The organism is Chromatiales bacterium 21-64-14, assembly GCA_002255365.1.
GTDB lineage: Bacteria > Pseudomonadota > Gammaproteobacteria > 21-64-14 > 21-64-14 > 21-64-14.
Map to the genome: position 1 here is coordinate 1 of NCBI01000015.1, position 24,770 is coordinate 24,770.

General features: G+C 65.3%; 24 protein-coding genes. 9 read left to right on the plus strand and 15 right to left on the minus strand.

Features of this window, described 5'->3' with window-relative positions:
• Nucleotides 1–626: 626 nt before the first annotated feature.
• Both B7Z66_08630 and B7Z66_08635 read left to right on the plus strand, forming a co-directional pair.
• A complete protein-coding gene (locus B7Z66_08630) occupies nucleotides 627–1,724 on the plus strand; it encodes a hypothetical protein (protein ID OYV76402.1) in 1,098 nt (365 codons plus the stop codon).
• Nucleotides 1,725–1,907: 183 nt separating this feature from the next.
• Nucleotides 1,908–2,414, plus strand: a complete 507-nt coding sequence (locus tag B7Z66_08635; GenBank protein OYV76403.1) for a hypothetical protein — start codon at nucleotides 1,908–1,910, stop codon at nucleotides 2,412–2,414.
• A gap of 121 nt (nucleotides 2,415–2,535) precedes the next feature.
• Here B7Z66_08635 and B7Z66_08640 read toward each other — a convergent pair whose 3' ends face one another.
• From B7Z66_08640 to B7Z66_08660, 5 genes are all read right to left on the minus strand, one after another.
• Entirely contained in the window at nucleotides 2,536–3,144 is a 609-nt protein-coding gene (locus tag B7Z66_08640; GenBank protein ID OYV76404.1) for a hypothetical protein, read from the minus strand.
• Between the two features lie 398 nt (nucleotides 3,145–3,542).
• Nucleotides 3,543–4,004 (minus strand): thioesterase, encoded by a 462-nt coding sequence (locus tag B7Z66_08645; GenBank protein ID OYV76405.1) that lies wholly within the window; start codon nucleotides 4,002–4,004, stop codon nucleotides 3,543–3,545.
• A 14-nt stretch (nucleotides 4,005–4,018) separates the two neighbouring features.
• Nucleotides 4,019–4,960: a hypothetical protein gene (locus tag B7Z66_08650; protein OYV76406.1), complete on the minus strand. Its 942-nt coding sequence runs from the start codon at nucleotides 4,958–4,960 to the stop codon at nucleotides 4,019–4,021.
• Between the two features lie 134 nt (nucleotides 4,961–5,094).
• A complete protein-coding gene (locus tag B7Z66_08655) occupies nucleotides 5,095–5,829 on the minus strand; it encodes an NAD(P)H-hydrate epimerase (protein OYV76407.1) in 735 nt (244 codons plus the stop codon).
• Nucleotides 5,830–6,074: 245 nt separating this feature from the next.
• Nucleotides 6,075–6,461, minus strand: a complete 387-nt coding sequence (locus B7Z66_08660; GenBank protein ID OYV76408.1) for a DoxX family protein — start codon at nucleotides 6,459–6,461, stop codon at nucleotides 6,075–6,077.
• A 132-nt stretch (nucleotides 6,462–6,593) separates the two neighbouring features.
• Between B7Z66_08660 and B7Z66_08665 the strand changes: the two genes are divergently transcribed.
• Together B7Z66_08665 and B7Z66_08670 are read left to right on the plus strand one after the other, a co-directional pair.
• Nucleotides 6,594–6,827, plus strand: a complete 234-nt coding sequence (locus B7Z66_08665) for a hypothetical protein (protein ID OYV76409.1) — start codon at nucleotides 6,594–6,596, stop codon at nucleotides 6,825–6,827.
• Nucleotides 6,828–7,132: 305 nt separating this feature from the next.
• Entirely contained in the window at nucleotides 7,133–8,122 is a 990-nt protein-coding gene (locus B7Z66_08670; protein OYV76410.1) for a hypothetical protein, read from the plus strand.
• Nucleotides 8,123–8,157: 35 nt separating this feature from the next.
• On the opposite strand, the gene B7Z66_08675 is transcribed toward B7Z66_08670, so the two are convergent.
• The 4 genes from B7Z66_08675 to B7Z66_08690 all read right to left on the minus strand — a co-directional run bounded on the left by B7Z66_08675 (nucleotide 8,158) and on the right by B7Z66_08690 (nucleotide 13,484).
• Nucleotides 8,158–9,414 carry a sodium:proton antiporter gene (locus B7Z66_08675; GenBank protein ID OYV76456.1) on the minus strand — a complete coding sequence of 419 codons (1,257 nt, stop codon included), beginning with the start codon at nucleotides 9,412–9,414 and terminating at the stop codon, nucleotides 8,158–8,160.
• 93 nt (nucleotides 9,415–9,507) lie between these two features.
• Nucleotides 9,508–10,725, minus strand: a complete 1,218-nt coding sequence (locus B7Z66_08680; GenBank protein ID OYV76411.1) for a hypothetical protein — start codon at nucleotides 10,723–10,725, stop codon at nucleotides 9,508–9,510.
• Nucleotides 10,726–10,846: 121 nt separating this feature from the next.
• Entirely contained in the window at nucleotides 10,847–12,067 is a 1,221-nt protein-coding gene (locus B7Z66_08685) for a 2-octaprenyl-6-methoxyphenyl hydroxylase (protein OYV76412.1), read from the minus strand.
• A 103-nt stretch (nucleotides 12,068–12,170) separates the two neighbouring features.
• On the minus strand, nucleotides 12,171–13,484 hold the full coding sequence (locus B7Z66_08690; GenBank protein OYV76413.1) for a Xaa-Pro aminopeptidase: 1,314 nt from the start codon (nucleotides 13,482–13,484) through the stop codon (nucleotides 12,171–12,173).
• Between the two features lie 316 nt (nucleotides 13,485–13,800).
• On the opposite strand from B7Z66_08690, the gene B7Z66_08695 reads away from it, so the two are divergent.
• A complete protein-coding gene (locus tag B7Z66_08695; protein OYV76414.1) occupies nucleotides 13,801–14,595 on the plus strand; it encodes a hypothetical protein in 795 nt (264 codons plus the stop codon).
• A gap of 3 nt (nucleotides 14,596–14,598) precedes the next feature.
• On the opposite strand, the gene B7Z66_08700 is transcribed toward B7Z66_08695, so the two are convergent.
• Entirely contained in the window at nucleotides 14,599–15,504 is a 906-nt protein-coding gene (locus tag B7Z66_08700; GenBank protein OYV76415.1) for a hypothetical protein, read from the minus strand.
• A gap of 285 nt (nucleotides 15,505–15,789) precedes the next feature.
• The gene (locus B7Z66_08705) at nucleotides 15,790–16,344 is read right to left on the minus strand and encodes an HNH endonuclease (protein ID OYV76457.1); all 555 of its coding nucleotides are present in this window, start codon (nucleotides 16,342–16,344) and stop codon (nucleotides 15,790–15,792) included.
• A gap of 473 nt (nucleotides 16,345–16,817) precedes the next feature.
• Between B7Z66_08705 and B7Z66_08710 the strand changes: the two genes are divergently transcribed.
• Genes B7Z66_08710 through B7Z66_08720 form a run of 3 tightly spaced genes read left to right on the plus strand, consistent with a single transcriptional unit; the run spans nucleotide 16,818 to nucleotide 19,614 of the window.
• Nucleotides 16,818–17,948, plus strand: a complete 1,131-nt coding sequence (locus B7Z66_08710) for an NAD(P) transhydrogenase subunit alpha (protein ID OYV76416.1) — start codon at nucleotides 16,818–16,820, stop codon at nucleotides 17,946–17,948.
• Nucleotides 17,948–18,238: an NAD(P)(+) transhydrogenase gene (locus tag B7Z66_08715; protein ID OYV76417.1), complete on the plus strand. Its 291-nt coding sequence runs from the start codon at nucleotides 17,948–17,950 to the stop codon at nucleotides 18,236–18,238. The genes B7Z66_08710 and B7Z66_08715 overlap by 1 nt, the downstream gene beginning before the upstream one ends.
• On the plus strand, nucleotides 18,238–19,614 hold the full coding sequence (locus tag B7Z66_08720) for an NAD(P) transhydrogenase subunit beta (GenBank protein OYV76418.1): 1,377 nt from the start codon (nucleotides 18,238–18,240) through the stop codon (nucleotides 19,612–19,614). Before B7Z66_08715 ends, B7Z66_08720 begins: the two co-directional genes overlap by 1 nt.
• A 274-nt stretch (nucleotides 19,615–19,888) precedes the next feature.
• Here the strand turns inward: B7Z66_08720 and B7Z66_08725 are convergent, their stop codons facing one another.
• The 4 genes from B7Z66_08725 to B7Z66_08740 are packed head-to-tail and all read right to left on the minus strand — an operon-like array spanning nucleotide 19,889 to nucleotide 21,512.
• Nucleotides 19,889–20,356: a hypothetical protein gene (locus tag B7Z66_08725; protein ID OYV76419.1), complete on the minus strand. Its 468-nt coding sequence runs from the start codon at nucleotides 20,354–20,356 to the stop codon at nucleotides 19,889–19,891.
• On the minus strand, nucleotides 20,343–20,645 hold the full coding sequence (locus B7Z66_08730) for a hypothetical protein (protein ID OYV76420.1): 303 nt from the start codon (nucleotides 20,643–20,645) through the stop codon (nucleotides 20,343–20,345). Before B7Z66_08730 ends, B7Z66_08725 begins: the two co-directional genes overlap by 14 nt.
• Nucleotides 20,626–20,982 carry a hypothetical protein gene (locus tag B7Z66_08735; GenBank protein OYV76421.1) on the minus strand — a complete coding sequence of 119 codons (357 nt, stop codon included), beginning with the start codon at nucleotides 20,980–20,982 and terminating at the stop codon, nucleotides 20,626–20,628. Before B7Z66_08735 ends, B7Z66_08730 begins: the two co-directional genes overlap by 20 nt.
• A complete protein-coding gene (locus B7Z66_08740; protein ID OYV76422.1) occupies nucleotides 20,979–21,512 on the minus strand; it encodes an RNA polymerase sigma factor in 534 nt (177 codons plus the stop codon). Before B7Z66_08740 ends, B7Z66_08735 begins: the two co-directional genes overlap by 4 nt.
• Before the next feature lie 857 nt (nucleotides 21,513–22,369).
• Between B7Z66_08740 and B7Z66_08745 the strand changes: the two genes are divergently transcribed.
• Nucleotides 22,370–24,595 carry a primosomal protein N' gene (locus tag B7Z66_08745; GenBank protein ID OYV76423.1) on the plus strand — a complete coding sequence of 742 codons (2,226 nt, stop codon included), beginning with the start codon at nucleotides 22,370–22,372 and terminating at the stop codon, nucleotides 24,593–24,595.
• Nucleotides 24,596–24,770: the final 175 nt, after the last annotated feature.

Here is a 24,770-nt window from a genome sequence, read left to right on the forward strand (position 1 = left end):
CTGATCACCGGCGACAGCCGCGGCTACATCCTCCAGGCGAGCTACCTGCCCTGGGAGAACACCAAGTTCACGGCCCAGTACACCGGCTATACCAAATTCGACGGGGACAGCGCCCACGCAGGAGACAACAACACCTTCTACCTGCTCGGCTGGCTGATGTGGTGATTCCCCTTCAGTGGAACGGGCCGCGACTATCCGCGGCCCGTTTTTTTGCGTGGGGCATCCGTAGCGTTGGCCGTCGTCTGATCGCTGGTGGTACGGTAGTCGCAAGAAGTAGACGGTCAGTTGCGCATCCGGTACGTTACTGAAATGGCGGCGAGCTGACGCACGTCAATGACCTTCCGGTGGCATTTGGCTTTACTTGTCCCGTGGGTTTGCGGGTTAGCAAGGTGGCCCTCACGATCAGTCCGGACCCAGCGTCATCCATACCGGGACAACGCATCAACGCAGCAGGGCGGAATACCCATGAAACGGCGATCTGTAATCAAGGGACTTGCGGGTTCGGTCGTCATCGCGGCCGTGTTGTTCTCAACCAACGCCAACGCCGTACCCAGCTTCGCGCGCCAGACGGGATTACCCTGTCAGGCCTGCCACACGGTGTTCCCGGAATCCCGCCGCTGTCCGCCATGCTGCAGGTGGGATTCACCAATGTCGCCAGCACCGCGGCGCTGCGTAGGACAGCCGGGCAGGACATACAGAACAACAACGTGGAGTTCCCGCAGCAGCTCAGTTTCTTCTTCGCAGGCGAGATCTCCCCGCACATGGGGACCTTCTTGCGGTTTACCTATAGTCAGCCGAACGACAAGTTCCGTTGGGACAGCACGGATGTGCGCTATGCCAATCACACCACTCTGTTTGGCGGCGACACGATCTACGGAGTGACCCTGAACAACAACCCCACGGTACAGGACGTGTGGAACACGGTCCCGGCCTGGGGCTTCCCGTTCGCGTCCTCGAACACCGCCGGCACACCCACCTATAGCGCCCTCCTCGACGGCAGGCTGGCACAGGACGTGGCCGGACTCGGCGCCTACACGCTGGTGAACGGGCACCTCTATGTCGAGGCGGACGCCTACCGCTCCGCACACCTGGGCGTTCCGGGCGGTACCGGGTGCGATCCGTCCATCAGCTCCTGCAGCCCCGGCACGATCCAGAATTTCGCGCCGTACTGGCGGCTGGCATGGCAACAGAACTTCGGCGCCAACTACTTGGAGGTCGGCACCCTTGGGCTGTACGCCAGACTAGTACCAGCCGCCAATTTTCCCGCCGTAAACGGTGTGAGCGACAAGTACACCGACGTCGGCGTCGATGCCCAGTACGAGCGGCCCGTGAACGACAGTGACTCGATATCTGCCCACATGCTCTACCTCTATGAAAACGTGGATGGATACAGCGGGGCCGTGGGCGGACTGGTGAATGGAGAATCGGCACAGGGCAGGACTTTGCGGCTCAACGGCACCTACCATCTGGGGCACTGGGCAACAGGCACCGTGGCCTACTTTCAGAAGACCGGGAACTCGGCCCTGATCACCGGCGACAGCCGCGGCTACATCCTCCAGGCGAGCTACCTGCCCTGGGAGAACACCAAGTTCACGGCCCAGTACACCGGCTATACCAGACAACAACACCTTCTACCTGCTCGGCTGGCTGATGTGGTAATCACCGAAGTACGGGTGGCGGCCCGTTTATTGGTTACCCGCGGAACGCCCGTCGTGCGATACTAGAACCTATCTCAAAATCGCAGATCGGGCGTTCAGGCAAGGCGCGGGCCCTGCGAGGAGCGCCGTTTACGCCCCGTCAATGAGCACCGCAGCAGGGTCCGCAACGCCGCATGGGCGACCGAGATGCATTTGAGATAGGTTCTAAATAAAATCCCTCACGCCTTCGCTACACCGCAGGAAAACGCCATGATTCAACGACGATTCCGGTTACGCTCCGTCACCTGGGTCCTGGCACTGGCCGTCGCCCCACCGATGATTACCCCCGCACATGCCGATGCGCCCGGCAACACCGGCATCCAACACCAAGTGGATCAGCTCGAGCGCAGGGTCCAGGAACTGGAACAGGAGGTGCATACACTGAAGGCCCGCAAGCCGGCGGCGACGGCTCAGCCTCAGTCACCACCACCCGGGCCTACCATCTCCCGCTCGGCCACCCAAGCGCCCACAGTCCCACACCACGACGCGGGCCGCGTCCTCACCCCCAGTGCCAAGGAAAGCTGGAGCGCGCTCAGGGAAGGGATGAACGGTGACCAGGTGCGGGCGCTGCTGGGGGAGCCAAGCCGGCGCTTTCAACTCAACGGGCAACCGGTTTGGTACTACCAATACACCGGCACTGGCAACGGCTCCGTCATGTTTACCGGGAACGGGCGGGTCACGGGTTGGCAGCACCCGCCCTTCGGCTGGCTCTGGTAAAGACCCAGCTCCGACACAGGGCTGCCCCCGTCAGGGCAACGCGGCACCGAATAGTGGCGTGTCACACGACCCTCCGTCGCTGGTGCTGGCGGGAACTGGAACAGCCTGCGAGGAACACCGGTTAGAAGGGCATCCAGGACTTCTTGCGGGTGTAATGCATGTAACCCAGACTCACGCCGGCACGCAAGCCCACTCCCAGGCGGATCGGTGCCAGGGTAATACCATCGATCCGTTGATAGTTGATGCTCGCGCCAGCTACATAGTAGAGGCTGCCATCGACAGCGGGGAAACGTTGAAAGATGGCGTCGAGATTCGGCAGATTATAGACCAGCACGTAGACCTTGGAGGCGTTGCCCCCGAAGTCGAAACCCACTGACGGGCCGGTCCAGAATACCTTTTCCTGTGCACCGTTCTTCATTTCCAAGGTGCCATCGCCATAGCGCAGGCCCACTACCAGGGCCCCGCCGACTTCCTCGCCCTTGATGATCGCATTGGGACGCCCCTGATCGGCGAACGCCTTTTCGACGACCTTGGCGATACCCGCACTGCCTTTCCCGAAGAAAGTCGTGGCGTCGTGGATCACCGTATCCTGGCTATAGGTGTCTTTTTTTGACGTATCCTTCCCGGATGCGTCAGCATGGGCGCCAGCCGTAAACGCGGCCAGGAGCAGCGCGAGGAGGACGCGTGCCGCAGCGGGGCGGGTTGCGATCGAAGCACGGTCATAAGCCATGACGGAACCTCACATTAGAGACTAGAGTCAGTCTACCGACACCACGTTGGACCCTGCTGAGAACGGGTTGGCACGTCCTTCACTCGACATCAAGATGTAGGAAAAGTTCTCTACGCTTGCAAATCGCGTGGTGCCGCGTCTGTACTATCGACTCACGAGCAGGCTGCTTTAGCGGCTCGTGGTCCTCGGGCCAAAAACCTGAATAGCGGCACAAATCAGACGGCCCACCAGGGTCCGCACACCACGACGAACCGGGTGTGCGATGCGAAATGACGGAACATCCAGAAATGCTTCTCCTGTGCGCCGCATACTGACTTCAAATTACGGTGCTACAGCGCGGTGTCGGCGTTCGAGCATGCGGTGCGTCCCGGTGCGATCGGCGGCCGCGAACAATTCCGTTACGGCGTGAGTCCAGCCGGTGCGCCTTCGAGGGCCGCAATCCGTGCCCGCAGTGCCTCAGGGAGCGGGGCCTTGCGATTCTGCTGATAGTCATAGGTGACGACCACCGCTCCACCTTCCGCGGCCACCCGGCCCAGCCGGGGGCTAACTACAGCATATTCCATGGTGATCCGGTCCTCACCTACCCCCGTGGTACGGGCACCCACGGCGATCGTGTCCGGATAGGTAAGAGGAGCCCGAAAATGGCAGTGGGTGGCGGCGAGTATCGGCCCGACACCGGTGGCGCCCAACAGCGCCATGGCATCCAGGCGCTCCAGATAAGCGATCCGCGCCGCCTCGAAGTAACGGAAATACATTGCGTTGTTCACGTGGCCCAGGGCGTCCATGTCACTCCACGCCACCACGATCCGGGCCACCACCGGGAACGCTGCCAGTAAAGTCTCAAGCGCTGGAACGTTCATGCCCCACCTCCGGCTCAGGCCGGGTTCTGACGCCACCACTCCAGGGTCTTGCGGATCGCCTCCGGATGCGGCGTGGTCTCGGCACCGAACGCGGTTTGGAATTTTCCGTGGCCCAAGACGAACGGCCGGTCCCGCTGCTGACGGGTCTCGTTCAGTGCCTTTGCCGCTGGATCGAACCAGCCCCGCACAGTGAACCCAGATCGCGGCGCCACCTGCAGCCGCGTCTGTGCACCCAGTTCTTTGAGTACCATTTCCACGAAGCACCGGGTGGTCACGGTCTCGGCACTGGGAACATGCCAGGCCTGTCCCAAAGACTCATCCCGTTCGGCGAGGACAACCAGCCCACGGGCGAAATCGTCGATGTAGGTGTAGGTATGCGGTAAATCAGGGTCACCCGGCACCCGAATGGTCCGCCCGCCCATGGCCGGGTCGAATACGTAACGTCCGAGGAGTGAGGTACGGGAAAACGGCCCGAAGAAATCCGCGGCGCGGCCGATGGTGGCGCGCACCCGTCCGCTCTGATGAGCCTCCATGAGCCGGGCGGCGAGCCGAGCACGGACGGCACCGAAGACCCCGGAGGGCCGGCAGCGCAGTTCCTCGGTTAGCGGGCCGGGCTCCGGGCCGTAGGCCCATGGACTGTCGGCGTACACAACCCGGGCCCCGGACACCGCGGCGGCCTCAATGACACCGTCCATAAGAGCGGGCGCGGTAGCCACCCAATCCTTATAGGAGGGTTGCGCGCAGTGGTAGATCACCGTGGCATCCTCGCAAGCCTCGCGCAGGGTCGCGGGATCGGCAGCGTTGCCCCGGAATACGTATACCCGCGTGGGCACATCGGCCACCCCGGAGCGGTTGACCATGCGCACGCGCTTGCGTCGCGCGAGCAACTCCCGGCTGAGGGCCATGCCCAACGCGCCGGAACCGATGATCACGTGCAGTTCTACCGTCGCGTTCATGCCTGATGCGATCTTCCGGAATGTCTCGATTCAGGGTCCCTGAGGGGGCGCCGCCGTGACGGGCATAGGGCGCGGATTCGCGCCTCCCGGCGCGGGTGATGATACACCATCCTCCCCACCCCGCACCCGTGTCGTCAACTCAAGCGGATAATTTCCTCGCGGGCAAACAGCGGACCGACCGTCAATCCCAGCGATGGCGCCTGATAAACGGCAGCGGGCACGCCGATATCCGCCAAGTAAAGTTCACCTACGTACGGCGCGGCGGCGGCGGAAAACAGACCGCACTTGGGCAACGCTAGGGTAAGCGTTGCAGTGGCACGGATTGCGGGATCGTACACGGTGCCACACCCGGCATCGACTCCCGAGGGCACATCCAGTGCGAGGACCGTCGTCGCGCATCCGTTGGCCCAGCGCACCAAGTCCGCAGATGCGCCCCGCGGTGCCCCCGCAAGGCTGTAACCGAGGATCCCGTCCACGATCAAACCGCCTTGCGGCGCGTGGGAGACAGCATCTGCCCCGAGCACCGCAACCCCCATGCGCGTCAAGATCTCCCACTGGTGGGCAGAGGCCGGGACGAACGCGTCAGTGTCGCGGGCCAGGACCACCGTGACCTCGGCACCCCAGGTATGTAGACGGCGGGCGCACACCAGGGCACCGCCGCCGTTGCCGCCGGACCCGGCCAGCACCGTGACCACCCGGCCCACCGGATCACCGTCCAGAAATCGACTGCGTGCCAGATGAGCCAGATGCCGCCCGGCGCTCTCCATCATTTGGATCAAGCCGATGCCCAGGCCTTCCACCATCGCGCGGTCCACCTCGCGCATCTGCTCGGCCGTAACACAGGGGACATCGGTCTGCGGCATCTGCATTGCACCGCTCCACGCGAAATCGGTACAACGCCGGCGGCGGCACCGGGCTAGGGAACGATCCGCACCATTCAACCATCCAACATCAGGAGCGGGTCAGGGTACCATCGTCGTAGCGTCGCGGCCACGACCGTCATGTGAATCGTGACGGGGACACGTCTGCGGTACACCAGGTCGAGCAGCCACAACCGGACCGGCGGGATCAGCGGCCACTGCAAAGCCGGGGGGCCACCCACTCCCAGGTCGGTTCAGTCAGCGGACGGCCGTCCGCCGCCATTGAGGCTCAACCCGCCCGCGCCGTGGGCCGCGAGCACCAGGAATCCCCCGACGATCGGCATATGCAACATGAATAGCAGCACCTGAGACTGATCACTGAAGTTGGTATGGAAGATCAACGCTGCCGCCAGCGTGAATCCGGCGAATAACCAGGCCACCAGTCGCGTCTGCCAACCCAACACCAACAGGGTACCGCCACCCAGCTCCAGTAGGATCACCAGGGGCAGCAACATGCCCGGAACGCCATGGGACTGCATGAACGCCTGGGTACCCGCATACCCGGTGATCTTGTGAAAACCGCTGATCAGAAAGATCGAAGCCATGAACAAACGCCCCACCAACAGGACCACGTCTTTCATCTCGCATCCTCCATTGGGGTTCAAAGTGCCCGCGATCGTGTCCGGGCCATCTCGTTCTGGGACTCGGCCACAGGCGACAACAAAGCCCCGCCACGGGCCATCACGCTCGAAGAGTAGAGCCGGTTTCTCAATCTGGCGCAAGCCCGGGACAGGATACGACCGTACACGCCGGGCCGGCCGGGTAAATCTCCCGACGGAGGTGATACCTCCGTCCCAACGCTCGATCGCCCGCTGTCGGTACGGCAACTTGAGTGGGAACATCTCCAACGGGTACTCATGAGAAACGACAACAACCTGTCGGCGACCGCCCATGTGCTGGGGATGCACCGGCGCACCTTGCAACGCAAACTGCAGAAGCGGCCCTGATAAGGACGTCGGGAGGGGGGGCATATAGTCCCGGGACGCACGCCCTCTCTGACACGCCACGCCGGCCTTGGCCGGTCATCGCCGGCAGACCCCGGTCACGACCGAATGACCCCCGGCCCGATTTCGTCCAGGTCCATACTACGCCGCGCGGCTGCATCGGCTGCTACGGTCCCCCCCAGGCATCCGGTCGTCCTTGCCCTCACGCGGCCCGGCGCAGAATAATAGGCTGCGGCATCCACCGTGCCCTGTTATCGTGCTACCGCTGGCCAAATCGAACCACAATTCACAGCCGGGGACCAACCGCCATGCATAGGCATCTCGTCGTCCGTTTTCTGACCGCCGCTACCCTGATACTCACCGCCCATGCCGCCGTTGCGACACCGTATACCAGTCTGTTTGTGCTGGGCGACAGCCTGTCGGACAGCGGAAACGCGTTCGTGGCCCTGGGCGGGCGCACGTCACAGCCTCCCTTCGCTCCTATCCCGTCACTACCCTATGCAAGCGGAAGATTCAGCAACGGCCCCGTCTGGGCCGAGGATCTGGCCGGCATGCTGGGGCTATCGGCCACGCCGTCGCTGCTCGGCGGCAGCGACTACGCCTTTGGCGGCGCGCGCACCGGTCCGGCGGGCAGCATCCCGCCATCGCTGCTGGATCAGAGCCAGACACTGCTCGCCGCCTATCCCGGCGGGCTGCCGCACAATGCGCTCTATGTGGTGTGGGGCGGCAGCAACGACGTACGCGACGCGGCCACATCGGCCAATCCGCTCGCGGCGCTCAAGACCGCGGTGGCGAATGTCGGCGGAATCGTCCAGGATCTGATTGGTGCCGGCGCCGGCACCATCCTGGTACCGAACGTGCCCAACCTGGGCTTGACACCGGCGGCCCAGGATGCCGGCGTCGCAACGGACGCCACGCTACTGTCGGCAACCTTCGATACCCTGCTCAACAGCACTCTGGGCGGGATCCGCACGCTCCATCCGGGCACCCGGTTGCTGGGCCTGGACATCTTCGGGCTGATCGATCAGGTCACCAGCAATCCAGGCGCCTACGGCCTGACCGACGTCACCAACCCGTGCCTGAGCTTCGGCCAGGCGAATCCGAATCTCGCCTACTGCAGCGACCCGAACCACTATCTGTTCTGGGACGGTATCCATCCCACCGCCGCCGGCCACGAGATCATTGCGATCGCGGCACGCCGGGCGGTCCCGGAACCGGGCACCTTGTTTTTGACCGCTCTGGGGCTCGTGGTGCTGTGGCGGTGGACCCGTCCCGGGCCGATGCCGCGGGCGGCTTAGCACCGCGGCATCAGGCGGAGGGCTGCGGGGATACGTCAGTGTCGGTCTGCACCGCGACCCTGGCCGAACGGCCCTTGCACGAGCCGTTTTACCGTGAGTCCTTGAACCAGAATGGAGAACACCACTACCACATAGGTGATCGCCAGGATCACCGGGCGTTCGGGGCCCGGTGGCAGGGATAGGGCCAGGGCCACCGAGATGCCACCGCGCAACCCACCCCAGGTCAGGATGAGGATTGCGTTGGGACTGAACTCCCGAAACCGGCGCAGCAGGCGCACCGGCAGGCCCACGCTCACGAAACGCGCCGCCAGCACCACGACGATCATCGCGGCGCCCGCCACCAGGTAGCGGGGGGTAAAGGTGAGCACCAGCACCTCCAGGCCGATCAGGACAAACAGCACGGCGTTGAGGATCTCGTCCACCAATTCCCAGAACATATCCAAGTGTTGCCGGGTGGTGTCCGACATGGCCAGCACCCGGCCATGGTTGCCGATCAGCAGTCCGGCCACGACGATGGCGATGGGTCCCGATAGATGCAGCGCGTCGGCCAGGGTATAGCCTCCGGTCACCAGCGCGAGCGTGATCAGCACCTCCACCGAATAGTTGTCCACGCCTTTCAGCATTCGGTAGGCCAGATAGCCCGTTGCCAGCCCGAATACGGCCCCGCCGCCCGCCTCGCGCAAAAACAGCAGCGCGATCTCGCCCGGATGGACACCGTTGCCTTCGGCCGCAATTCCCAACAGCACCAGAAACAGCACCACCCCCACCCCGTCGTTGAACAGCGACTCGCCCGCGATCTTGGTCTCCAGCCCCCGGGAGACATGCGTGGTCTTCAAGACGCTCAGCACCGCGATGGGATCGGTGGGCGAAATCAGTGCTCCGAACACCAGGCAGTACAGAAACGGCAGTTCCATCCCCAACGACTTCAGCAACCACCAGCCGAGCACCCCCACCACCGCCGTGGAGAACACGACACCACCGGTGGCCAGCAGGCCGATGGTCCACCCGTGGCGCTGCAGGTCCTCCAGATTCACGTGCAGGGCGCCGGCGAACAGGAGAAAGCTCAGCATCCCATGCAGCAGCGCTTGATTGAAGTCGATATGGCTCAGGAACTCGCGCACCGCGGTATCCGGTGCGAGACCGAGATGTCCGAGCACGATCAGTCCCAGGGACATGACCAGCGCGATCAGCATCAGGCCGATGGTGGTGGGTAACCGCAGGAAACGTTCGTTGAGGTAGCTGAACAACGCAGCGACGGCAACCAGGATGGAGGTGATCTGCAGCAGGTCCATCGGCGCGCAGCGGAGATCAGGCGGCCGGGCGCGGATATCGGCGAACACCGCCGCCGGATCGCCGTGCGCCGGCCTGTGGCGGCCGCGGCCGGGTCACCCCGCCACCCCCGGGCGCGCCAGCTCCGGGAGATCGCCCGCGAGGCCGGACGCGCGCGCCATGATGCGCCGCTTCACCGGGCGCGCCGCATCGGTGAGGTTGAGCCCGGCGTTGCGCAGCCAACGCACCGGCGGCCGGGGACTCCCGAACAAGCGCTGAAATCCGTCCAACACCGCCGACATGCCCAGATTCTCGCCCTTACGCCAACGCTCGTAGCGACGCAGCACCCGCAGCGCACCGACACGGCGGCCGGTACGCTGGGCCTCCCCGAGCACTTGGGCTAGGCTTGCGGCGTCCAGGAGACCGAGATTAACCCCCTGCCCTGCCAGGGGATGGACCGTGTGGGCGGCGTCTCCTACCAGCGCCAGCCCGTCACGCACATAGGCATCGGCATGCAAGCGGCGCAACGGAAAGACGGCGCGGGGTCCGGTCTCCAATGGGGACCCCAGGGTCCCGTTGCCGGCCTCCCGCAGGGCGTCCAGAAACGCGGACTCATCCATCGCCAGCAGCGCCTGGGCATGGACCGGCGTCGTGGACCAAACCACGGCACTGCGCCCATCCGCCAAGGGTAGAAACGCGACCGGCCCCTCGGGCAGGAAGCGCTGCCATGCGGTCTCCCGGTGGGATTCCTCGGTACGCACGCACGCCACCACCGCGCTCTGTACATAGGGCTGGCCGTGGGTCGCGATGCCCGCGTAGCGGCGCACGGTGGAATCGGCCCCATCGGCCCCCACCACCAGCCCCGCGGTGAGCCGGCGCCCGTTCGACAGATCCACCTGTACCGCCGCGTCACCGAAGCAGAGGGCAGCGGGCTCGGCGGGACAGATCCACTCCACCGAAGGCAGGTCCTGCAGTTGCGCCCGCAGGGCCACCTCCAAATGGTGGTTCTCGACGATGTGGCCCAAGGCGGAAACCCCGATGTCCGCGCTATCGAAATGGATCCGTCCGCTTCCGGCGCCGTCCCATACCTCCATTTCCCGGAACGGGCCCAGGTGCCTCGGATCCAGCCGCGGCCACAGGCCGGCGTGACGCAGGATCCGTTCCGAGGCCAGGGTCAGCGCCCAGACCCGCGGATCGGCCCCCATCTCACCCGGCGGCCGCGGGGCGCGGGCCTCCACCAGTGCCACCCGAAACCCGCTGCGGTCCAGTAGGCAAGCCAGTGTGCCGCCAACCAGACCGGCGCCAATGATCGCAATGTCGAAGTGGTCATCCATAAGGTCGGGTAACGCCGTGAACACGAGTTCAGTGAGTGTACGGCGAATGGGCCTCACTTAGTGTCCATGTCGTAAAAAATGACCGCGGAGCCCATCGGCCAGGATACGGGGTTCCCGGGCGCTACAGGCCCAGGCCCCGCGCCAGCCGCGGCAGCCGCCCGGCGATACCCATGGTCCGGCGAGTCAGCAGATGCTTGACCGGCGGGCACAGGTCCAGGGCGAGCAGACCGGCGTTGCGCAAGGCGGCCACGGGACCCAGCGGGCTGGTGAAGATCCGCGCCAGCCCGTCGGTGAACAGGGCCACCCGGCGCTGGTCTTGGCGGCGCCATTGAGCATAGGCGTCCAGCACCACGCGGTGCCCGGGATCCCGGCCCTCCGCCACCGCCCGTGCCACCACTTCCGCCAGTACCGCTACGTCCCGCAGGCCAAGGTTGAACCCCTGCCCAGCCACCGGATGGATGGTATGGGCGGCATTGCCGATGAGTGCCACCCGCGGCCGAACCGCCTCGCGGGCCAGGGTCAGGGACAGGGGTTGCACGCTGCGCGCGCCGACCCGCAGCAAGCGCCCGAGCCGGCCCCCGAAACACGTCTGCAGGGCCGCCAGGAAATCCGCGTCATTCAATGCCAGCACACCCGCCACCGCTGCGTCGCGCCGGGTCCACACCATGGCACAACGATCCGCGTCCAGGGGAAGCAGGGCCAGAGGACCCTGGTCGGTGAATCGCTCGTAGGCCACATGCCCGTGCGGCCGCCCCGGGGTGATATTGGCCAGCACTGCCGTCTGACCGTATTCCCAATGCCGGGTGGGAATATGCAAGGCGGTACGCACTGCCGAGCGCGCCCCGTCCGCCGCCACCAGCAGCCGCGCGTTTACCGCACGGGCCCGCCCATCGGTCTGCAACCGCACCTGAACCAGATCCGGCTGTACAGAAAACCCATCCAGGGTTACCGGGCATAGCAGTTCCACGCCGTCGAGCGTCGCGAGCCGGTCCATCAGCACCCGGCCCAATGCCCGGCTCGGCACCACATAGCCCAGGGCCTCCACCCCTTCCTCCGCGCGGTCGATGCGTGCGGCCCCGAAACGCCCGCGCTCCGAAATGTGGATGCGGTGGATGGGCGTGACCTCCGCCACCAGCCGGTCCCACAGACGCATCCCCTCGAAGATGCGCCGCGACCCGTAGGCCAGTGCCAGACTGCGGTCGTCGTAACCGGGTCCACCATCCGAATTCGGGGTAACCGCCTCCGCGAGTCCGATGCGCAGACCCTGCCCGCCCAGTGCGCACGCCAAGCTGACGCCCACCAAACCGCCACCCAGGATCAACAGGTCGAAGTCGCTGGTCATGATCGAGGCCTGCTACCGGGCCAGGCACGGCGCACGGGGAAGACCTGCCGCCGGTCCTGGACCGAGCGCCGCTCCAGCGCGGCGGACGGCCGGACGCGCGTAGCTAGGAGGCCTTGCGCGCCATCCATGCCTCAATCTCCTCGACCCCTTTGGCCAGCCCACCCGTCAGCACTTCGTGGCCCGTGGCGGTGACCAGCACGTCGTCTTCGATCCGCACGCCGATATTCCACCACTTCTTCGCCACGCCCTTGGACCCGGCGGGAATATACAGGCCCGGCTCCACCGTCAACACCATGCCGGGCTCCAGCAGGCGCCACTTGCCGGCGACCTTGTATTCGCCCACGTCGTGCACATCCATCCCCATCCAGTGGCCCGTGCGATGCATGTAGAATCGCCGGTAGGCCTCATCCCGGATGAGGGCCGCGGGTTTGCCCTTGAGCAGGCCCAGCTCCACCATCCCCTCGGTCAACACCTTGACCGCCGCATGATGGGGATCGTTCCAGTGGTTCCCGGGCCGGACCTTGGCGATTGCGGCGTGCTGGGCCTTCAGCACCAGCTCGTAGACGGCCCTTTGAGCGGGGCTGAAACGGCCGTTCACCGGAAAGGTGCGGGTAATATCGGACGCATAGCATTCCAACTCGGCGCCCGCGTCGATCAGCAACAGATCTCCATCCTGCAATGGCTGATCGTTGCTTATGTAATGCAACACGCAGCCGTTGGCACCCCCGCCCACGATCGGCGGGTAGGCGTTTTGGGCGCCGTGGCGCCGGAAGTGATGGAGCAGCTCCGCCTCGATCTCGTACTCCATCATGCCGGGGCGGCACACCTGCATCGCGCGCCGATGCGCCTCCATGGCAATCCGCGCCGTTGCGCGCATCACCCTCAATTCCGCCGCGCCTTTGAATAAACGCATCTCGTGCAACATGGGATCCAGCGCCACGAATTCACCCGGTGCGCGACTGCCGGCACGGGTATTGTCCCGGATCCGGTTGACCCAGGCGATCAGACGCTGATCGAATTCCGGGTGACGACCCATGGTATAAAAGACCCGTTCCCGGCCTTCCAACAAACCAGGCAGGATATCGTCCAGGTCCCCGATGGGAAATGAATCGTCGGCCCCAAACGCCTCCACGGCCCCTTCCTGGCCGGCGCGTGCGCCAGTCCATGTCTCGCGATCCGGATCGCGCGGGCGACAGAAAAGGATATATTCCCCATGGCGCCGGCCGGGGGCCAGCACGGCCACTGCTTCTGGTTCCGGGAAGCCGGTCAGGTATTGGAAATCACTGTCCTGACGGTACACATATTCCACGTCCCGGTTACGTACCCGTTCCGGCGCGGCGGGTAGGATCGCAATGCTGTCCGTGCCCATCATACGCATCAGCTGACGCCGGCGCCGGGCAAATTCGCTCATCTTCATGTTGCCGCCTTCAGACAGTCACCCCATACGCGGATGTCAAGAGTATACGGTGCGGAAGACGATGGCGCACCCGGCGGCGACGCCGCGCCGCGACGCTTGGCGGGCGCAAGTGCGCTGTGACGGAAGCCGGGCCGTCATTCGGGATATTCGCCTTGGTGGCGGGTACGGCCCGAACCCCACCGGCGGGCGCCCCGAGCCACGTGCATCCTGCCCGCGCCCGCGGTAAGCTTTTGCGCTGGACTGCCGACAAAACGACTGGGCGATCGGCCTCGTAGCCGCGCCCGATAACCTCACGCAAAAGGATGGCGGCACGGCGATGAAGACAGGCATGCGGCTGGTTCACATGGCGTTGATTCCCCTGGTCCTAAGCACCGTGCCGGGCTGTTCCAACCTCTCCAACTTCCACGACCGGTTCCAGGATCCCTACGAACATGTCAATCGCAAGATCTACTGGTTCAACGATACGCTGGACCGCCATGTCCTGGAGCCGGTGGCACGCGGTTACGTGTATATCACGCCGCAGCCGGTACGTACCGGCGTGTCGAACTTCTTCGGCAACTTGGTATATCTGAACGTCATCGTCAATGACGTCTTTCAGGGTAAGTGGTCCCAAGGGGCGTCGGACTCCGGACGTTTCATCACCAACTCCACAATTGGAATTGGTGGACTGTTCGACGTAGCCACACATCTTGGGATGCAAGCCCACGAGGAGGATTTTGGACAGACGCTGGCGGGTTGGGGCGTGGAGACCGATAACTACCTGGTGCTGCCCTTGTTCGGCTCCTCCAGCACCCGGGACATCTACGGCCTCGGTGTCGGCCTGTTGACCGATCCCCTGACCTACGTGCCCATCGTGATCAGCATACCGCTCGGGGTCCTGCAAACGATCGACAAGCGCGCGCAACTGCTGGCCGCGGGCCAAGTGCTGGGGGTCGGCGCCCTCGACCCCTACACCTTCGTACGACAGGCCTATCATCAACACCGCATGTACGTCATCTACGATGGCAACCCGCCACGTCCGAAATTCGATCTGAATTCGGGGGACGAGCCGGACTCGGGCACGGCGCCGGGCGGGGCGACACACCCCACCGCTCCCCCCACGGCGCACTAGCCCTCAGCCCAGTTCCGCCAGCAGGAGATCGATCATCTGCTCGGCCTGGGCCCGGTATCCTCCGCCAAACAGATTCAGGTGATTCAGGACGTGATAGAGATTGTAGAGCACCCGGCGGGTAGGGTACCCGGGGTCCACGGGGAAGACCTCCCCGTAGGCATGGTGGAAACGCTCCCCGAATCCACCGAACAGCTCGGTCATAGCCAGGTCGGCCTCCCGGTCCCCATGGTAGGTGGCAGGATCGAAGATCACCGGCTCACCCGCGTCCGTCATTCCATAGTTCCCACCCCATAGGTCACCGTGCAACAACGCGGGCACCGGCCGGTGCCCCTGGAAGAAGGCCGGCAACCCCGCCATCAACCGCTGTCCCCGGGATTGCAGCCGTCCCCCATGCCCGTTGCGGGCTGCCAACTCCAACTGAAACCCCAAGCGCCGCTCCCGCCAGAACGCCACCCAGTCATCGGAGACGGCGTTCGGTTGGGGGGTCGATCCGATGGTGTTGTCGCGATGCCAGCCAAAGCGCGGGCACGGCGTGCGGTGCATGGCCGCAAGCTGTCGGGCGAGGTGCTCCAGCGCTAGGCGCGAACTCCCTGCTGCCAGATCCAACGCCTCCAGCACTAGGTAACTCGAGCTACCGTGGACACCGGTACAGATCGGCTTCGGCACCCGAACCGTCGCGCTGCGGGCGATCTCCCGGAGTCCGTCCGCCTCGGCCTCGAACATCGACGCCCGTGCCGCCGTGTTGATCTTGACGAAATAGCGGCGGCGACCGTCCTCCAGCCGGTAAGCGGCGTTGATACAGCCCCCGCCCAGGGGCTGAGCGCGATAGGTGGCAAAGGTGACCCCGGTTACCGCGGTAAGCTGCGCGGCGACCGCCAGCCAGAGTGTGTCCCCGGGTAACGCCGCCATGGTGATTGGTCCTGGTGATGGAGCCGGATGAGCGTCCCGGCGCGCCGCCTGGACATCATAGGCAGCGCACGATACCGGGGCAACGGCGGACACGGCAGTAGGCCGGTGAGAAATGCGCGCCGATTCTTTCCCCGAGACGCTGGCCAGAGGCGAGCGCGAGCGGCACGGACGTGGCACGATGCCGACGATCACGGACCATACGAAATAGGCACAGATATACGGACAGCCATCCACCAAGTACGCTGCGTGCGTGGCCGGCGGTCACCCGCCCTGGTGCCGCGCAATTCAGGCTTGACGGCGCAGGCGTTCGTGCAGCGGGCTGGTGCGGGGGAAGTGGGCCAGTAGGAATTCCATCTGGTCCGCCAACACCCGGTGGCCCTGCAGGTAGATGTACTCCGCGTGAGTAGGCACGAAGGGCACCGCCAACAGCTCCATTTGTGCCTGCTCCGGCGAGCGTCCCGCCTTGTGGTTGTTGCACCGCTTGCAGGCAGCCACCACATTGTTCCAGGCGTCTTCCCCACCGTGACTCAAGGGCGTGACATGGTCCCGCGACAGATCACGGTCCGCGAAACGCTGCCCGCAGTAGAGGCACAACCGGGCGTCGCGCTTGAACAGCGCCGGGTTGTTGAGGGGCGGTACATAGTGATCTCGGGCCTTCGCCAATGCGTGATTGTCACCATAGGTGGCGATGATCGAATTAACGTCGATCATGCTGCGCAGGCCGGTGATGGCATTGATCCCACCATGGATGCGGTAGAGCAGGGTTCCGCAGGTATAAGCCACCTGCCCGAGGTGATATAGGCGTACGGCGTCCTGGTAATCGATCCATTCCAGGGGCATGCCCGCCACATCGGTCCGCAGAACTTGGAGCCTCAAGTCGTACACGGTGCTCCTCGGGGTATCGCCATCCCAGGGCTCGACCTGGGCACCACCCGGGTTATCGGCCGCCAACCCCGCGACCGAAGTCCGAACCCGGGGCGGGCATAGGAGCGGGATACCGTCCGTCCGACCCACCAGTCGGGTGGAGGAAAAGGGTATCATCTTTGTGTAAATGCAGCCAGTTCCAGCCCTTTCCCCACCCTTCACCCCTTTGGCCACCGTCCGGAAACGCGCCGGACCCTAGTCCGGTAAGTTTGAACGCTGGGCAGAATGGGCTATTATTCTCCGCTTTACTGTGCCGGGGTGAGCCTTGCCCGCGCTGGCACATCTGCGGGAACCCAGGAACGGCTCAGACTGGCCGCACCGCGTATGCGTGATGCTTTCCTGCCCTGGTCAACCCAACACGAACAAAGCCGGTAGAGCGAGGACAGACGATGCCGATACGCGTGGCCGTCGCTAAGGAAAACACCCCGGGAGAACTTCGCGTCGCTGTGGTACCGGCCGTCGCGGACCGCTTGGCCACGCTTGGCGTGGAAATCCTGCTGGAAGCCGGTGCGGGCCAGCGCGCCCATTTCGAAGACGGGGCCTACACCAAGGCCCGGTTGGTCACCGACGCCCGGGCGCTGTATTCAGAGGCCCAAGTGGTACTCAAGGTACTCCCACCCTCAGACGAGGAGATCGAGTGGTTGGCGGAAGGCACCGTGGTGATCGGCTTCATGATGCCCCACCGTTACCCGGAGCGGGTCGCCCGTATGCGCGACCGTGGGATCACCAGCTTCGCAATGGAACTGATTCCACGCATCTCCCGCGCTCAGAGCATGGACGCCCTGTCGTCCCAGGCCGCCGCCGCGGGCTACAAGGCGGCCCTGATCGCCGCGGGCCTGACCGGCCGCTTCTTCCCGATGCTGACCACCGCCGCCGGAACCATACGCCCCGCCAAGGTGCTGGTGATCGGCGCCGGCGTGGCGGGACTGCAGGCGATCGCCACCTCGCGCCGCCTCGGCGCCATCGTCGAGGCCTATGACGTGCGTGGCGTCACCAAGGAACAGGTACAGTCGCTGGGAGCCAAATTCGTGGATGTGGGCGTCGACGCCCAAACCGAGGGCGGCTATGCCCGCGAACTCACCGAAGCGGAAAAGCAGCAGTCCGCCGAGGTGTTAGGACGTCACGTCAGCACCGCGGATGTCGTAATCACCACAGCGGCGGTGCCCGGACGCACGGCGCCGCGCATCATCACCCGGGCCATGACGGAAAATATGAAACCGGGAGCAGTGATCGTGGACTTGGCCGCGGAGAGCGGGGGGAATTGCGAACTGACCCGGCCGGGCGAGACAGTGGAGCATGCCGGCGTACTGATACACGGCCCCCTGAATGTGCCGAGTATGCTGGCCGCCGACGCCAGCGAGATGTACTCGAAGAACATCCTCAACCTCCTGTCACTGATGATCAAGGACGGCGAACTGGTACCGGACTGGGACGATGAAGTCATCGCTGGAAGCGCGCTGACCCATAACGGGGTGATCCGCCATGAGCCCACACGCGCACTGGTCGAAGGAGACAATTGATGATCGAGGGCTTCACCGCGCTGTACATCGTCATGCTGGCCGCCTTCACCGGCTACGAGATCATCGCCCGCGTGCCGGTAATCCTCCATACACCGCTCATGTCGGGCTCCAACTTCGTCCACGGGATCGTACTGGTAGGCGCGATGGTGGCGATGGGCCACGCCGATACCGGGCTGGAACGGACCATCGGCTTCTTCGGAGTCCTGCTTGCATCCATGAACGCGGTAGGCGGTTACGTGGCGACTGAACGCATGTTGGAAATGTTCAAAAGCAGTAAGGGGTCGAACTGATGAATACGGTCATCCAGGTCAGCTATTTCCTGGCCGCGGCCCTGTTCATCCTGGGGCTCAAGCGCATGAGCTCGCCGGTCACCGCCCGCGGCGGGATCGTGTGGGCAGGCGTCGGCATGCTGGTGGCAACGTTCGTGACATTCTTCTGGCAGGGGATGACCAATTATGTCCTGATGATCGCGGCCATCACCCTCGGCTCCAGCGTCGCCTGGGTCTCCGGCAAGCGCGTGGCCATGACCGACATGCCCCAGATGATCGCGCTGTACAACGGCATGGGCGGCGGCGCAGCCGCCGCCATAGCGGCCTTGGAACTGGTGCGGGGTGGACTCGGCAACGGCCACGGTCACACGGCGCTCACCCTGGCGGTGCTCGGGGGCCTGATCGGCACCATATCTTTCAGTGGAAGCCTGATCGCGTTCGCCAAGCTGCAGGGCCTGATCAAACGCTCCATCGTGTTTCCCATGCAGCAGCCTTTCAACTTGGTGGTATTCGCAGCGGCGCTCGTCATCGGCGCCGCCCTGGCCTTCAATGGGGCCGGCGGCTACTTGGTGCTGGCGTTCTTCCTGCTCACCCTGACATTCGGTGTGCTGATGACACTGCCCATCGGCGGCGCAGACATGCCGGTTGTGATCTCGCTGTACAACGCCTTGACTGGGCTGGCCGTAGCGTTTGAGGGTTTTGTGCTCAACAACGCGGCCATGATTATCGCCGGAACCGTGGTGGGCGCGGCTGGCTCGCTGCTCACCCAGCTGATGGCGAAGGCCATGAACCGTTCACTGGCCAACGTACTGTTCGGAGCCTTCGGCCACGCCCCGCAAGCGGCCGGCCCGGCGAGCGAGGCGGGGGCGCTCAAATCCATCGACGGCGAAGACGCCGGCATCATGATGGGCTACTCCAGCAAGGTGATCATCGTACCCGGCTACGGCATGGCGGTGGCCCAGGCGCAGCACAAAATCTGGGAGCTCGCCGAGCTGCTGGATGATCGCGGCGTGCAGGTCAAATTCGCCATCCACCCGGTGGCGGGACGCATGCCGGGACACATGAACGTGCTGCTCGCGGAGGCTGGCGTCCCCTACGACAAGATCTACGATCTGGACGAGATCAACCCCGAGTTCCCTACTGTGGACGTAGCGCTGGTGATCGGTGCCAACGACGTGGTCAACCCGGTGGCGCGCACCAACCCCGAGAGCCCCATCTACGGCATGCCGATCCTGAACGTGGATCAGGCCAAGAACGTGCTGGTGGTCAAACGCGGTCAGGGTAAGGGTTTCTCCGGGATCGAGAATGCCCTGTTCGGAAAGGACAATGCCCGAATGCTGTACGGCGATGCCCAGGAAATGGTGGGCAAACTGATTCAGGCCGTGAAGCGGCTCTGATGGCCGGGAGCCGGTCCGGGTCTCATCTGCGCCACACACGCGCGTGTGAGTGAGCGGGTACGGAATTCGATCTCTTGAGTGACCCAGCGGGTCTGATGGGACCGAAATAGATCCAGCCACTAGGCCGGTTTTCCACCACGACGGTAGTGCCCGCCCGGCGTGGACCCACCCCTGCCGGGCGGGCACGCCGGGCGTTACTCGCCGAACCCGGACACCGTCACATCGCCCCGGGGAAACGCGGAACGGCGTCCGGCGCGTCCCTTATGGTCCTCGCCTATTCGACCTTGCGGCCGTGCGGGAACGCGCCGCGCCGCTGCTCCGGTGTAAGCCCTCGCCAACGCTGGCGTAACTCCCGTCGGCGCTCTGGGGGCAGATTCTGGAACCATTGGTAACGGCGTCGGATCCGTTCCTGTTCGGCCGGCGGGAGTCTGCGGAAGGCTTCGTAGCGGTGGCGGATGCGCGCACGCTCCTCCGGGCTCAGCGATCTCCAGTGCTTGAACCGCGCTCGCGCCTGTTGACGCTGCTGGGGGGTGAGTTGGGCCCAGCGCGCCGCGCCGCGCTGCAGCCGTGCTTGGCGTTGGGGCGGGAGTCGCTCCCAGCGCCCGGCAAAAGGTTTCAAGACGGCCTGTTCGCGGGGCGTGAGCTGATCCCACGACACCCTCGGCTGCGCCGCGGCCAAGCCCGGAGAGAGCGCCAGCGCCAGCATACACGCCGCCCACAACCATCGCCTAATGTGACCCATCGTCGGGCGCCTCCGTTGCCTTGGGATCCACCGTCGTCGGCGGCCTGCCCGGAACGCGAGATTCAGGCCGCGGCCGGCGGTCCTCCCGATCCAGGGCGCCGGGATCGATCCACCGTCCATCCGCAGTCTCGAACGAACCCAGGAACTCCAACAGGCGCTCATCCGGCGCCGGCGCAGGCGCCGCGATCGGGGGCGGGCGCCGGGCATCGGGAAGTTGCGCCGCCGCCGCGTACGGCGCCAGCAGCGACCCGAGGAGCGGGAGCCATCGTTCAACCCTGGTCCGCGTCACGGGCCAACCACGTATAGAAATCCAGGTCCTGGTAAAGATCCAGACTATCCCCGCTCGCAAGTACATCCACCGCGTCCAGCTGCGCCGCCACCGTACTGCTGGCCGGCGCGGAAGGCCGGCCCACCACCAACAGTAACGCGAGCGCCACGACCCCTGCGACCGCCGCCGCCGGCACCCACAATGAAATGGATCGCCGGCGGCACGGCCGCGCGCTCGCCAGCGCATGCCGACGCGCGCCCTGCAGGCGCTCCAGCGTAGGGCCGTCCAGGTCGCGAACCCCGGCGTCCAGCGAGGACCGGACCCGCTCCAGAAATACATCCTCTTGATCTCTGTTCATGGCCAGTGCGCCTCCAGTTGCTTGCGCAATGCGTGGACCGCTCGGGAATAGTGGGTCTTCACGCTCCCCTCCGAACAACCCATGACACGCGCGGTATCCGCCACCCCCAGCCCCTCCCACGCCCGCAACAGAAACGTCTGCTGCTGGCGCCGGGGCAGGGCGCGCAACGCCCGCTCCAGCGCCTCCATCGCCTGACCGTCAGCGAGCCCGTCCAGCGGGTCCACCGCCTGATGGTCGGGCAGGGTATCCATCGGATCGGCACCGGCGTCTTCCTGATGCGGGTCCCATTGCCCACCGATCCAAAGACGCAGCCGCCGCCGCAGCCCCTCGCGCCGGTACCAGTCCCGGATCCCGTTCTGAAGGATCCGGTGAAAGAGTGGGGGCCACTGCTCCGACGGCCGGGTGGCGTAGCGTTGGACCAGACGCATCATCGCATCCTGCACCAAATCCAGTGATGCATCACGACTCCCGGTGGCGAACTCCGCCATGCGCAGCGCACGGCGTTCGATCCCCGCCAGGAACCGATCCATCGCCTGATCACTTTCCAGCGCCCCTCCTCCCCACCCATTGGCCCCTGCCGGTCAACACGGTCCGATCCCTGGCACACTCGACCCAGGCCGCAGATCCCACGCGCTTACCGGAGTAAACCCGTTAGTGGCGGTCGGATCGGCCCGTCTTGCCGATCATCCGCGCGGGACCGGCCCACGATGTCCATCGAGCGATCGCGCAACCGTCCGTGCTGCCCCACCTTCCCCGCTACGTACCGATTTTCAGGGCAGCCCGGATTCTCACCGTTCGCCTGCGGGGCTGCCGCGGCCCACGCCAGGACGGGACGGTACCCCAGCGTCCACCTCGACCTACTGACGGCTGCCGTCGTCACCTTTTGTTCCGCACGCGCCGACGGCCTCGGCACCCACGCGGCCAACACCGGCAGGAAATCCAGACTAGTGTACCTGCCTGGACACCACCATCAGAGGCCCCGAACCCAGCGGCGAAATTGGGGTTCTCCGGTTAAAGGGCAGGCCTATTGGACACTAACGCGCCGCCGTCAAACGGGTTGACCGGCACCCACCCCCTAGGGAAACCTCTAGCGGAAGTCAAGTCCGCCGACGCGTTTTATACACAGGCATCACTGGAACACGGGCCTTGTAGTCTCAACTGCGTCAAATACGGGATATCCTCTACAGAGTTTACGTAACTTAATGAATATAATTAATAAAATTTATTTTGGGTATAAATTGCCCAGCGCCGACAGAACCGTGGAAACCCGCGAATTACCGCAGTTGGGTTCATTTCATCCACATAGATATCCACAAGATCTGTGGATAATGTATCAACGCGCCCACCACCCCACGGTCTCGTCTTCGCTGGTGTACAGTAATGCACCATGTCGATTCAGCTGGTCCTGCACGTCGCGGTCCCCTCGCCCCTGCACCGCACCTTTGACTACCTCCCGCCCCCCCACTCGGACCCGCAACATTTGGTGCCGGGCCTCCGAGTCCGGGTGCCCTTCGGCCGCGCCCGCACCGTAGGGGTGGTGGTGGAATGCGCGGTCCCAAGCCGCGTGGCCCACGCCCGCCTGCGCCCGGTACTGGAGATCCTGGACCAGGAGCCACTGTTCGACGGCCCGCTCATGGCACTGCTGCTCTGGGCCGCGGACTACTACCATCATCCCCCGGGCGAGGTCTTCGCCGCCGCCCTGCCCGCGGCTCTGCGGCGTGGGCAAGCGGCCCGGCAGTCCGGGCTACGGCGCTGGCACCTTACGACGGAAGGTCTTGCCATAGACCCGCGCCGCTTACCGCGCGCCCCACGGCAGGCACAGCTCCTCGAACACCTAGCGGGATACCCAGACGGGATTTCGGATCACGAACTGGCGGCCCTCGAGGGCGATTGGCGCGGGGCCCTCCGCACCCTGGCGACCCGGGGTTGGGTTGCCGCCCAGGAAATGGCCCCGTCCGCCGCGCAGCCCGACACGTCGGCGCCTGGCACCGGCGACTGCGCCCCCCCCGCGCTGGGGGAGGCGCAACGTGCCGCGGTCGACGGAATCCGCGCCGCGCTCGGCGCCTTCCAGGGCTTCCTGCTGGACGGGGTCACCGGCAGCGGCAAGACCGAAGTATATCTGCGCGTGATCGATGGGGTGCTGAAGGCGGGACGTCAAGCCCTGGTATTGGTCCCGGAAATTGGTCTCACGCCCCAACTGGTATCCCGCTTCCAGCGCCGGTTTCCGGTGCCGGTGGCCGTGCTGCACTCCGGGCTTTCCGACTCGGAACGGCTCTCCGCCTGGCTCATGGCGCGCAGTGGCGCGGCACCGGTGGTCATCGGTACGCGCTCCGCGGTATTCGTGCCCCTGCACGCGCCCGGTATCGTGATCGTGGACGAGGAGCACGACCCCTCCCTGAAACAGCAGGAGGGCTTCCGCTACCACAGCCGCGATCTGGCCGTACTGCGTGCCCAGCGCCACCGCATCCCGGTGGTATTGGGGTCCGCCACGCCGTCGTTGGAATCTCTCCACAATGCCCGCCAGGGCCGTTACCAGCATCTGGTACTCCCGGAACGCGCGGGCAACGCGGTACACCCCCAGGCCGTGATATTGGATCTGCGCCGCCGGCCCATGGAGGAAGGACTGTCCGAGGCGCTGCTCCAGGGCATCGGTCAGCATCTGGAGGCCGGGGGCCAGGCACTGCTGTTCCTCAACCGGCGTGGCTACTCCCCAACACTGCTTTGCCACGAGTGCGGTTGGGTCGCGGGGTGCGCCCGCTGCGACGCCCGCCTCACGCTGCACCTGGGCCAGCCGCGCCTGCGCTGTCACCAGTGCGGCGCCGAACGGCCCGTGGACCGGCAGTGCCCGGACTGCGGCGGCGTAGATCTCCGGCCCCTGGGCCAGGGCACGGAGCGCGTAGAACAGGTCCTTCTGCGCCATTTCCCGGGGGTGGCGATCGCACGCATCGACCGCGACAGCACCCGCCGCAAGGGTACTCTGGAGTCCCTGTTGGCCCAGGCGCGCTCCGGGCACAGCCGGATCCTGATCGGCACCCAGATGCTGGCCAAGGGCCATCACCTTCCCGACGTCACCCTGGTCGCGGTTCTGGACGCGGATCAGGGGCTGTACGGCACGGACTTTCGTGCCAGCGAACGCATGGCGCAACTCATCGTGCAGGTGGCGGGCCGGGCCGGGCGCGCGGAAAAACCCGGCCAAGTGCTGGTCCAGACCCACCATCCCGATCACCCGCTGCTGATAGCCCTGCTTCAGGAGGGTTATGCCAGCTTCGCAGGGCGCGCGCTGGAGGAACGCCACGCCGCCGGCCTGCCCCCCTACACCCATATGGTCCTGGTGCGGGCCGAGGCCCCAACCGCGCAGGCACCCCTGGCATTCCTTGAAGACGCCCGCGCAGAGGCCGAGCGTAGTGGCGCCGGTGCCACGCGCCTACTGGGCCCGGTCGCCGCCCCCATGGAACGGCGTGCCGGGCGCTACCGCGCTCAGCTCCTGCTCCAGGCGGAACAACGTGGCCCCCTGCAACGCTTGCTGCGGGTCTGGGTACCGGCGCTGGAGACCCTGAAATCCGGGCGCCGGGTCCGGTGGTCCGTGGATGTGGACCCGGTCGACACCTTGTAGCGGCGGATCGGTGCCGCGGCCTGCATCGGAGCCACCCGGGCACCAAGTGTGAAACACTACGCTCGCGGAGTTTCGGGTCCGGTGATCCCACGCGCAACCCTCCCCTGCGAAAACGGACCCACCGCCGGCAACGGAACGCGGGGCCCGCCGCGAATAGGCGCGGGCTCCCTTGCAA

What these genes read in the sequence shown, in the direction of transcription:
- B7Z66_08630 (OYV76402.1), top strand. Translation starts at nt 627, where the DNA reads ATGCTGCAGGTGGGATTCACCAATGTCGCCAGCACCGCGGCGCTGCGT.
- B7Z66_08635 (OYV76403.1), top strand. Translation starts at nt 1,908, where the DNA reads ATGATTCAACGACGATTCCGGTTACGCTCCGTCACCTGGGTCCTGGCA.
- B7Z66_08640 (OYV76404.1), bottom strand. Translation starts at nt 3,144, where the DNA reads ATGGCTTATGACCGTGCTTCGATCGCAACCCGCCCCGCTGCGGCACGC.
- B7Z66_08645 (OYV76405.1), bottom strand. Translation starts at nt 4,004, where the DNA reads ATGAACGTTCCAGCGCTTGAGACTTTACTGGCAGCGTTCCCGGTGGTG.
- B7Z66_08650 (OYV76406.1), bottom strand. Translation starts at nt 4,960, where the DNA reads ATGAACGCGACGGTAGAACTGCACGTGATCATCGGTTCCGGCGCGTTG.
- B7Z66_08655 (OYV76407.1), bottom strand. Translation starts at nt 5,829, where the DNA reads ATGCAGATGCCGCAGACCGATGTCCCCTGTGTTACGGCCGAGCAGATG.
- B7Z66_08660 (OYV76408.1), bottom strand. Translation starts at nt 6,461, where the DNA reads ATGAAAGACGTGGTCCTGTTGGTGGGGCGTTTGTTCATGGCTTCGATC.
- B7Z66_08670 (OYV76410.1), top strand. Translation starts at nt 7,133, where the DNA reads ATGCATAGGCATCTCGTCGTCCGTTTTCTGACCGCCGCTACCCTGATA.
- B7Z66_08675 (OYV76456.1), bottom strand. Translation starts at nt 9,414, where the DNA reads ATGGACCTGCTGCAGATCACCTCCATCCTGGTTGCCGTCGCTGCGTTG.
- B7Z66_08680 (OYV76411.1), bottom strand. Translation starts at nt 10,725, where the DNA reads ATGGATGACCACTTCGACATTGCGATCATTGGCGCCGGTCTGGTTGGC.
- B7Z66_08685 (OYV76412.1), bottom strand. Translation starts at nt 12,067, where the DNA reads ATGACCAGCGACTTCGACCTGTTGATCCTGGGTGGCGGTTTGGTGGGC.
- B7Z66_08690 (OYV76413.1), bottom strand. Translation starts at nt 13,484, where the DNA reads ATGAAGATGAGCGAATTTGCCCGGCGCCGGCGTCAGCTGATGCGTATG.
- B7Z66_08695 (OYV76414.1), top strand. Translation starts at nt 13,801, where the DNA reads ATGAAGACAGGCATGCGGCTGGTTCACATGGCGTTGATTCCCCTGGTC.
- B7Z66_08700 (OYV76415.1), bottom strand. Translation starts at nt 15,504, where the DNA reads ATGGCGGCGTTACCCGGGGACACACTCTGGCTGGCGGTCGCCGCGCAG.
- B7Z66_08705 (OYV76457.1), bottom strand. Translation starts at nt 16,344, where the DNA reads ATGCCCCTGGAATGGATCGATTACCAGGACGCCGTACGCCTATATCAC.
- B7Z66_08710 (OYV76416.1), top strand. Translation starts at nt 16,818, where the DNA reads ATGCCGATACGCGTGGCCGTCGCTAAGGAAAACACCCCGGGAGAACTT.
- B7Z66_08715 (OYV76417.1), top strand. Translation starts at nt 17,948, where the DNA reads ATGATCGAGGGCTTCACCGCGCTGTACATCGTCATGCTGGCCGCCTTC.
- B7Z66_08720 (OYV76418.1), top strand. Translation starts at nt 18,238, where the DNA reads ATGAATACGGTCATCCAGGTCAGCTATTTCCTGGCCGCGGCCCTGTTC.
- B7Z66_08725 (OYV76419.1), bottom strand. Translation starts at nt 20,356, where the DNA reads ATGGGTCACATTAGGCGATGGTTGTGGGCGGCGTGTATGCTGGCGCTG.
- B7Z66_08735 (OYV76421.1), bottom strand. Translation starts at nt 20,982, where the DNA reads ATGAACAGAGATCAAGAGGATGTATTTCTGGAGCGGGTCCGGTCCTCG.
- B7Z66_08740 (OYV76422.1), bottom strand. Translation starts at nt 21,512, where the DNA reads ATGGATCGGTTCCTGGCGGGGATCGAACGCCGTGCGCTGCGCATGGCG.
- B7Z66_08745 (OYV76423.1), top strand. Translation starts at nt 22,370, where the DNA reads ATGTCGATTCAGCTGGTCCTGCACGTCGCGGTCCCCTCGCCCCTGCAC.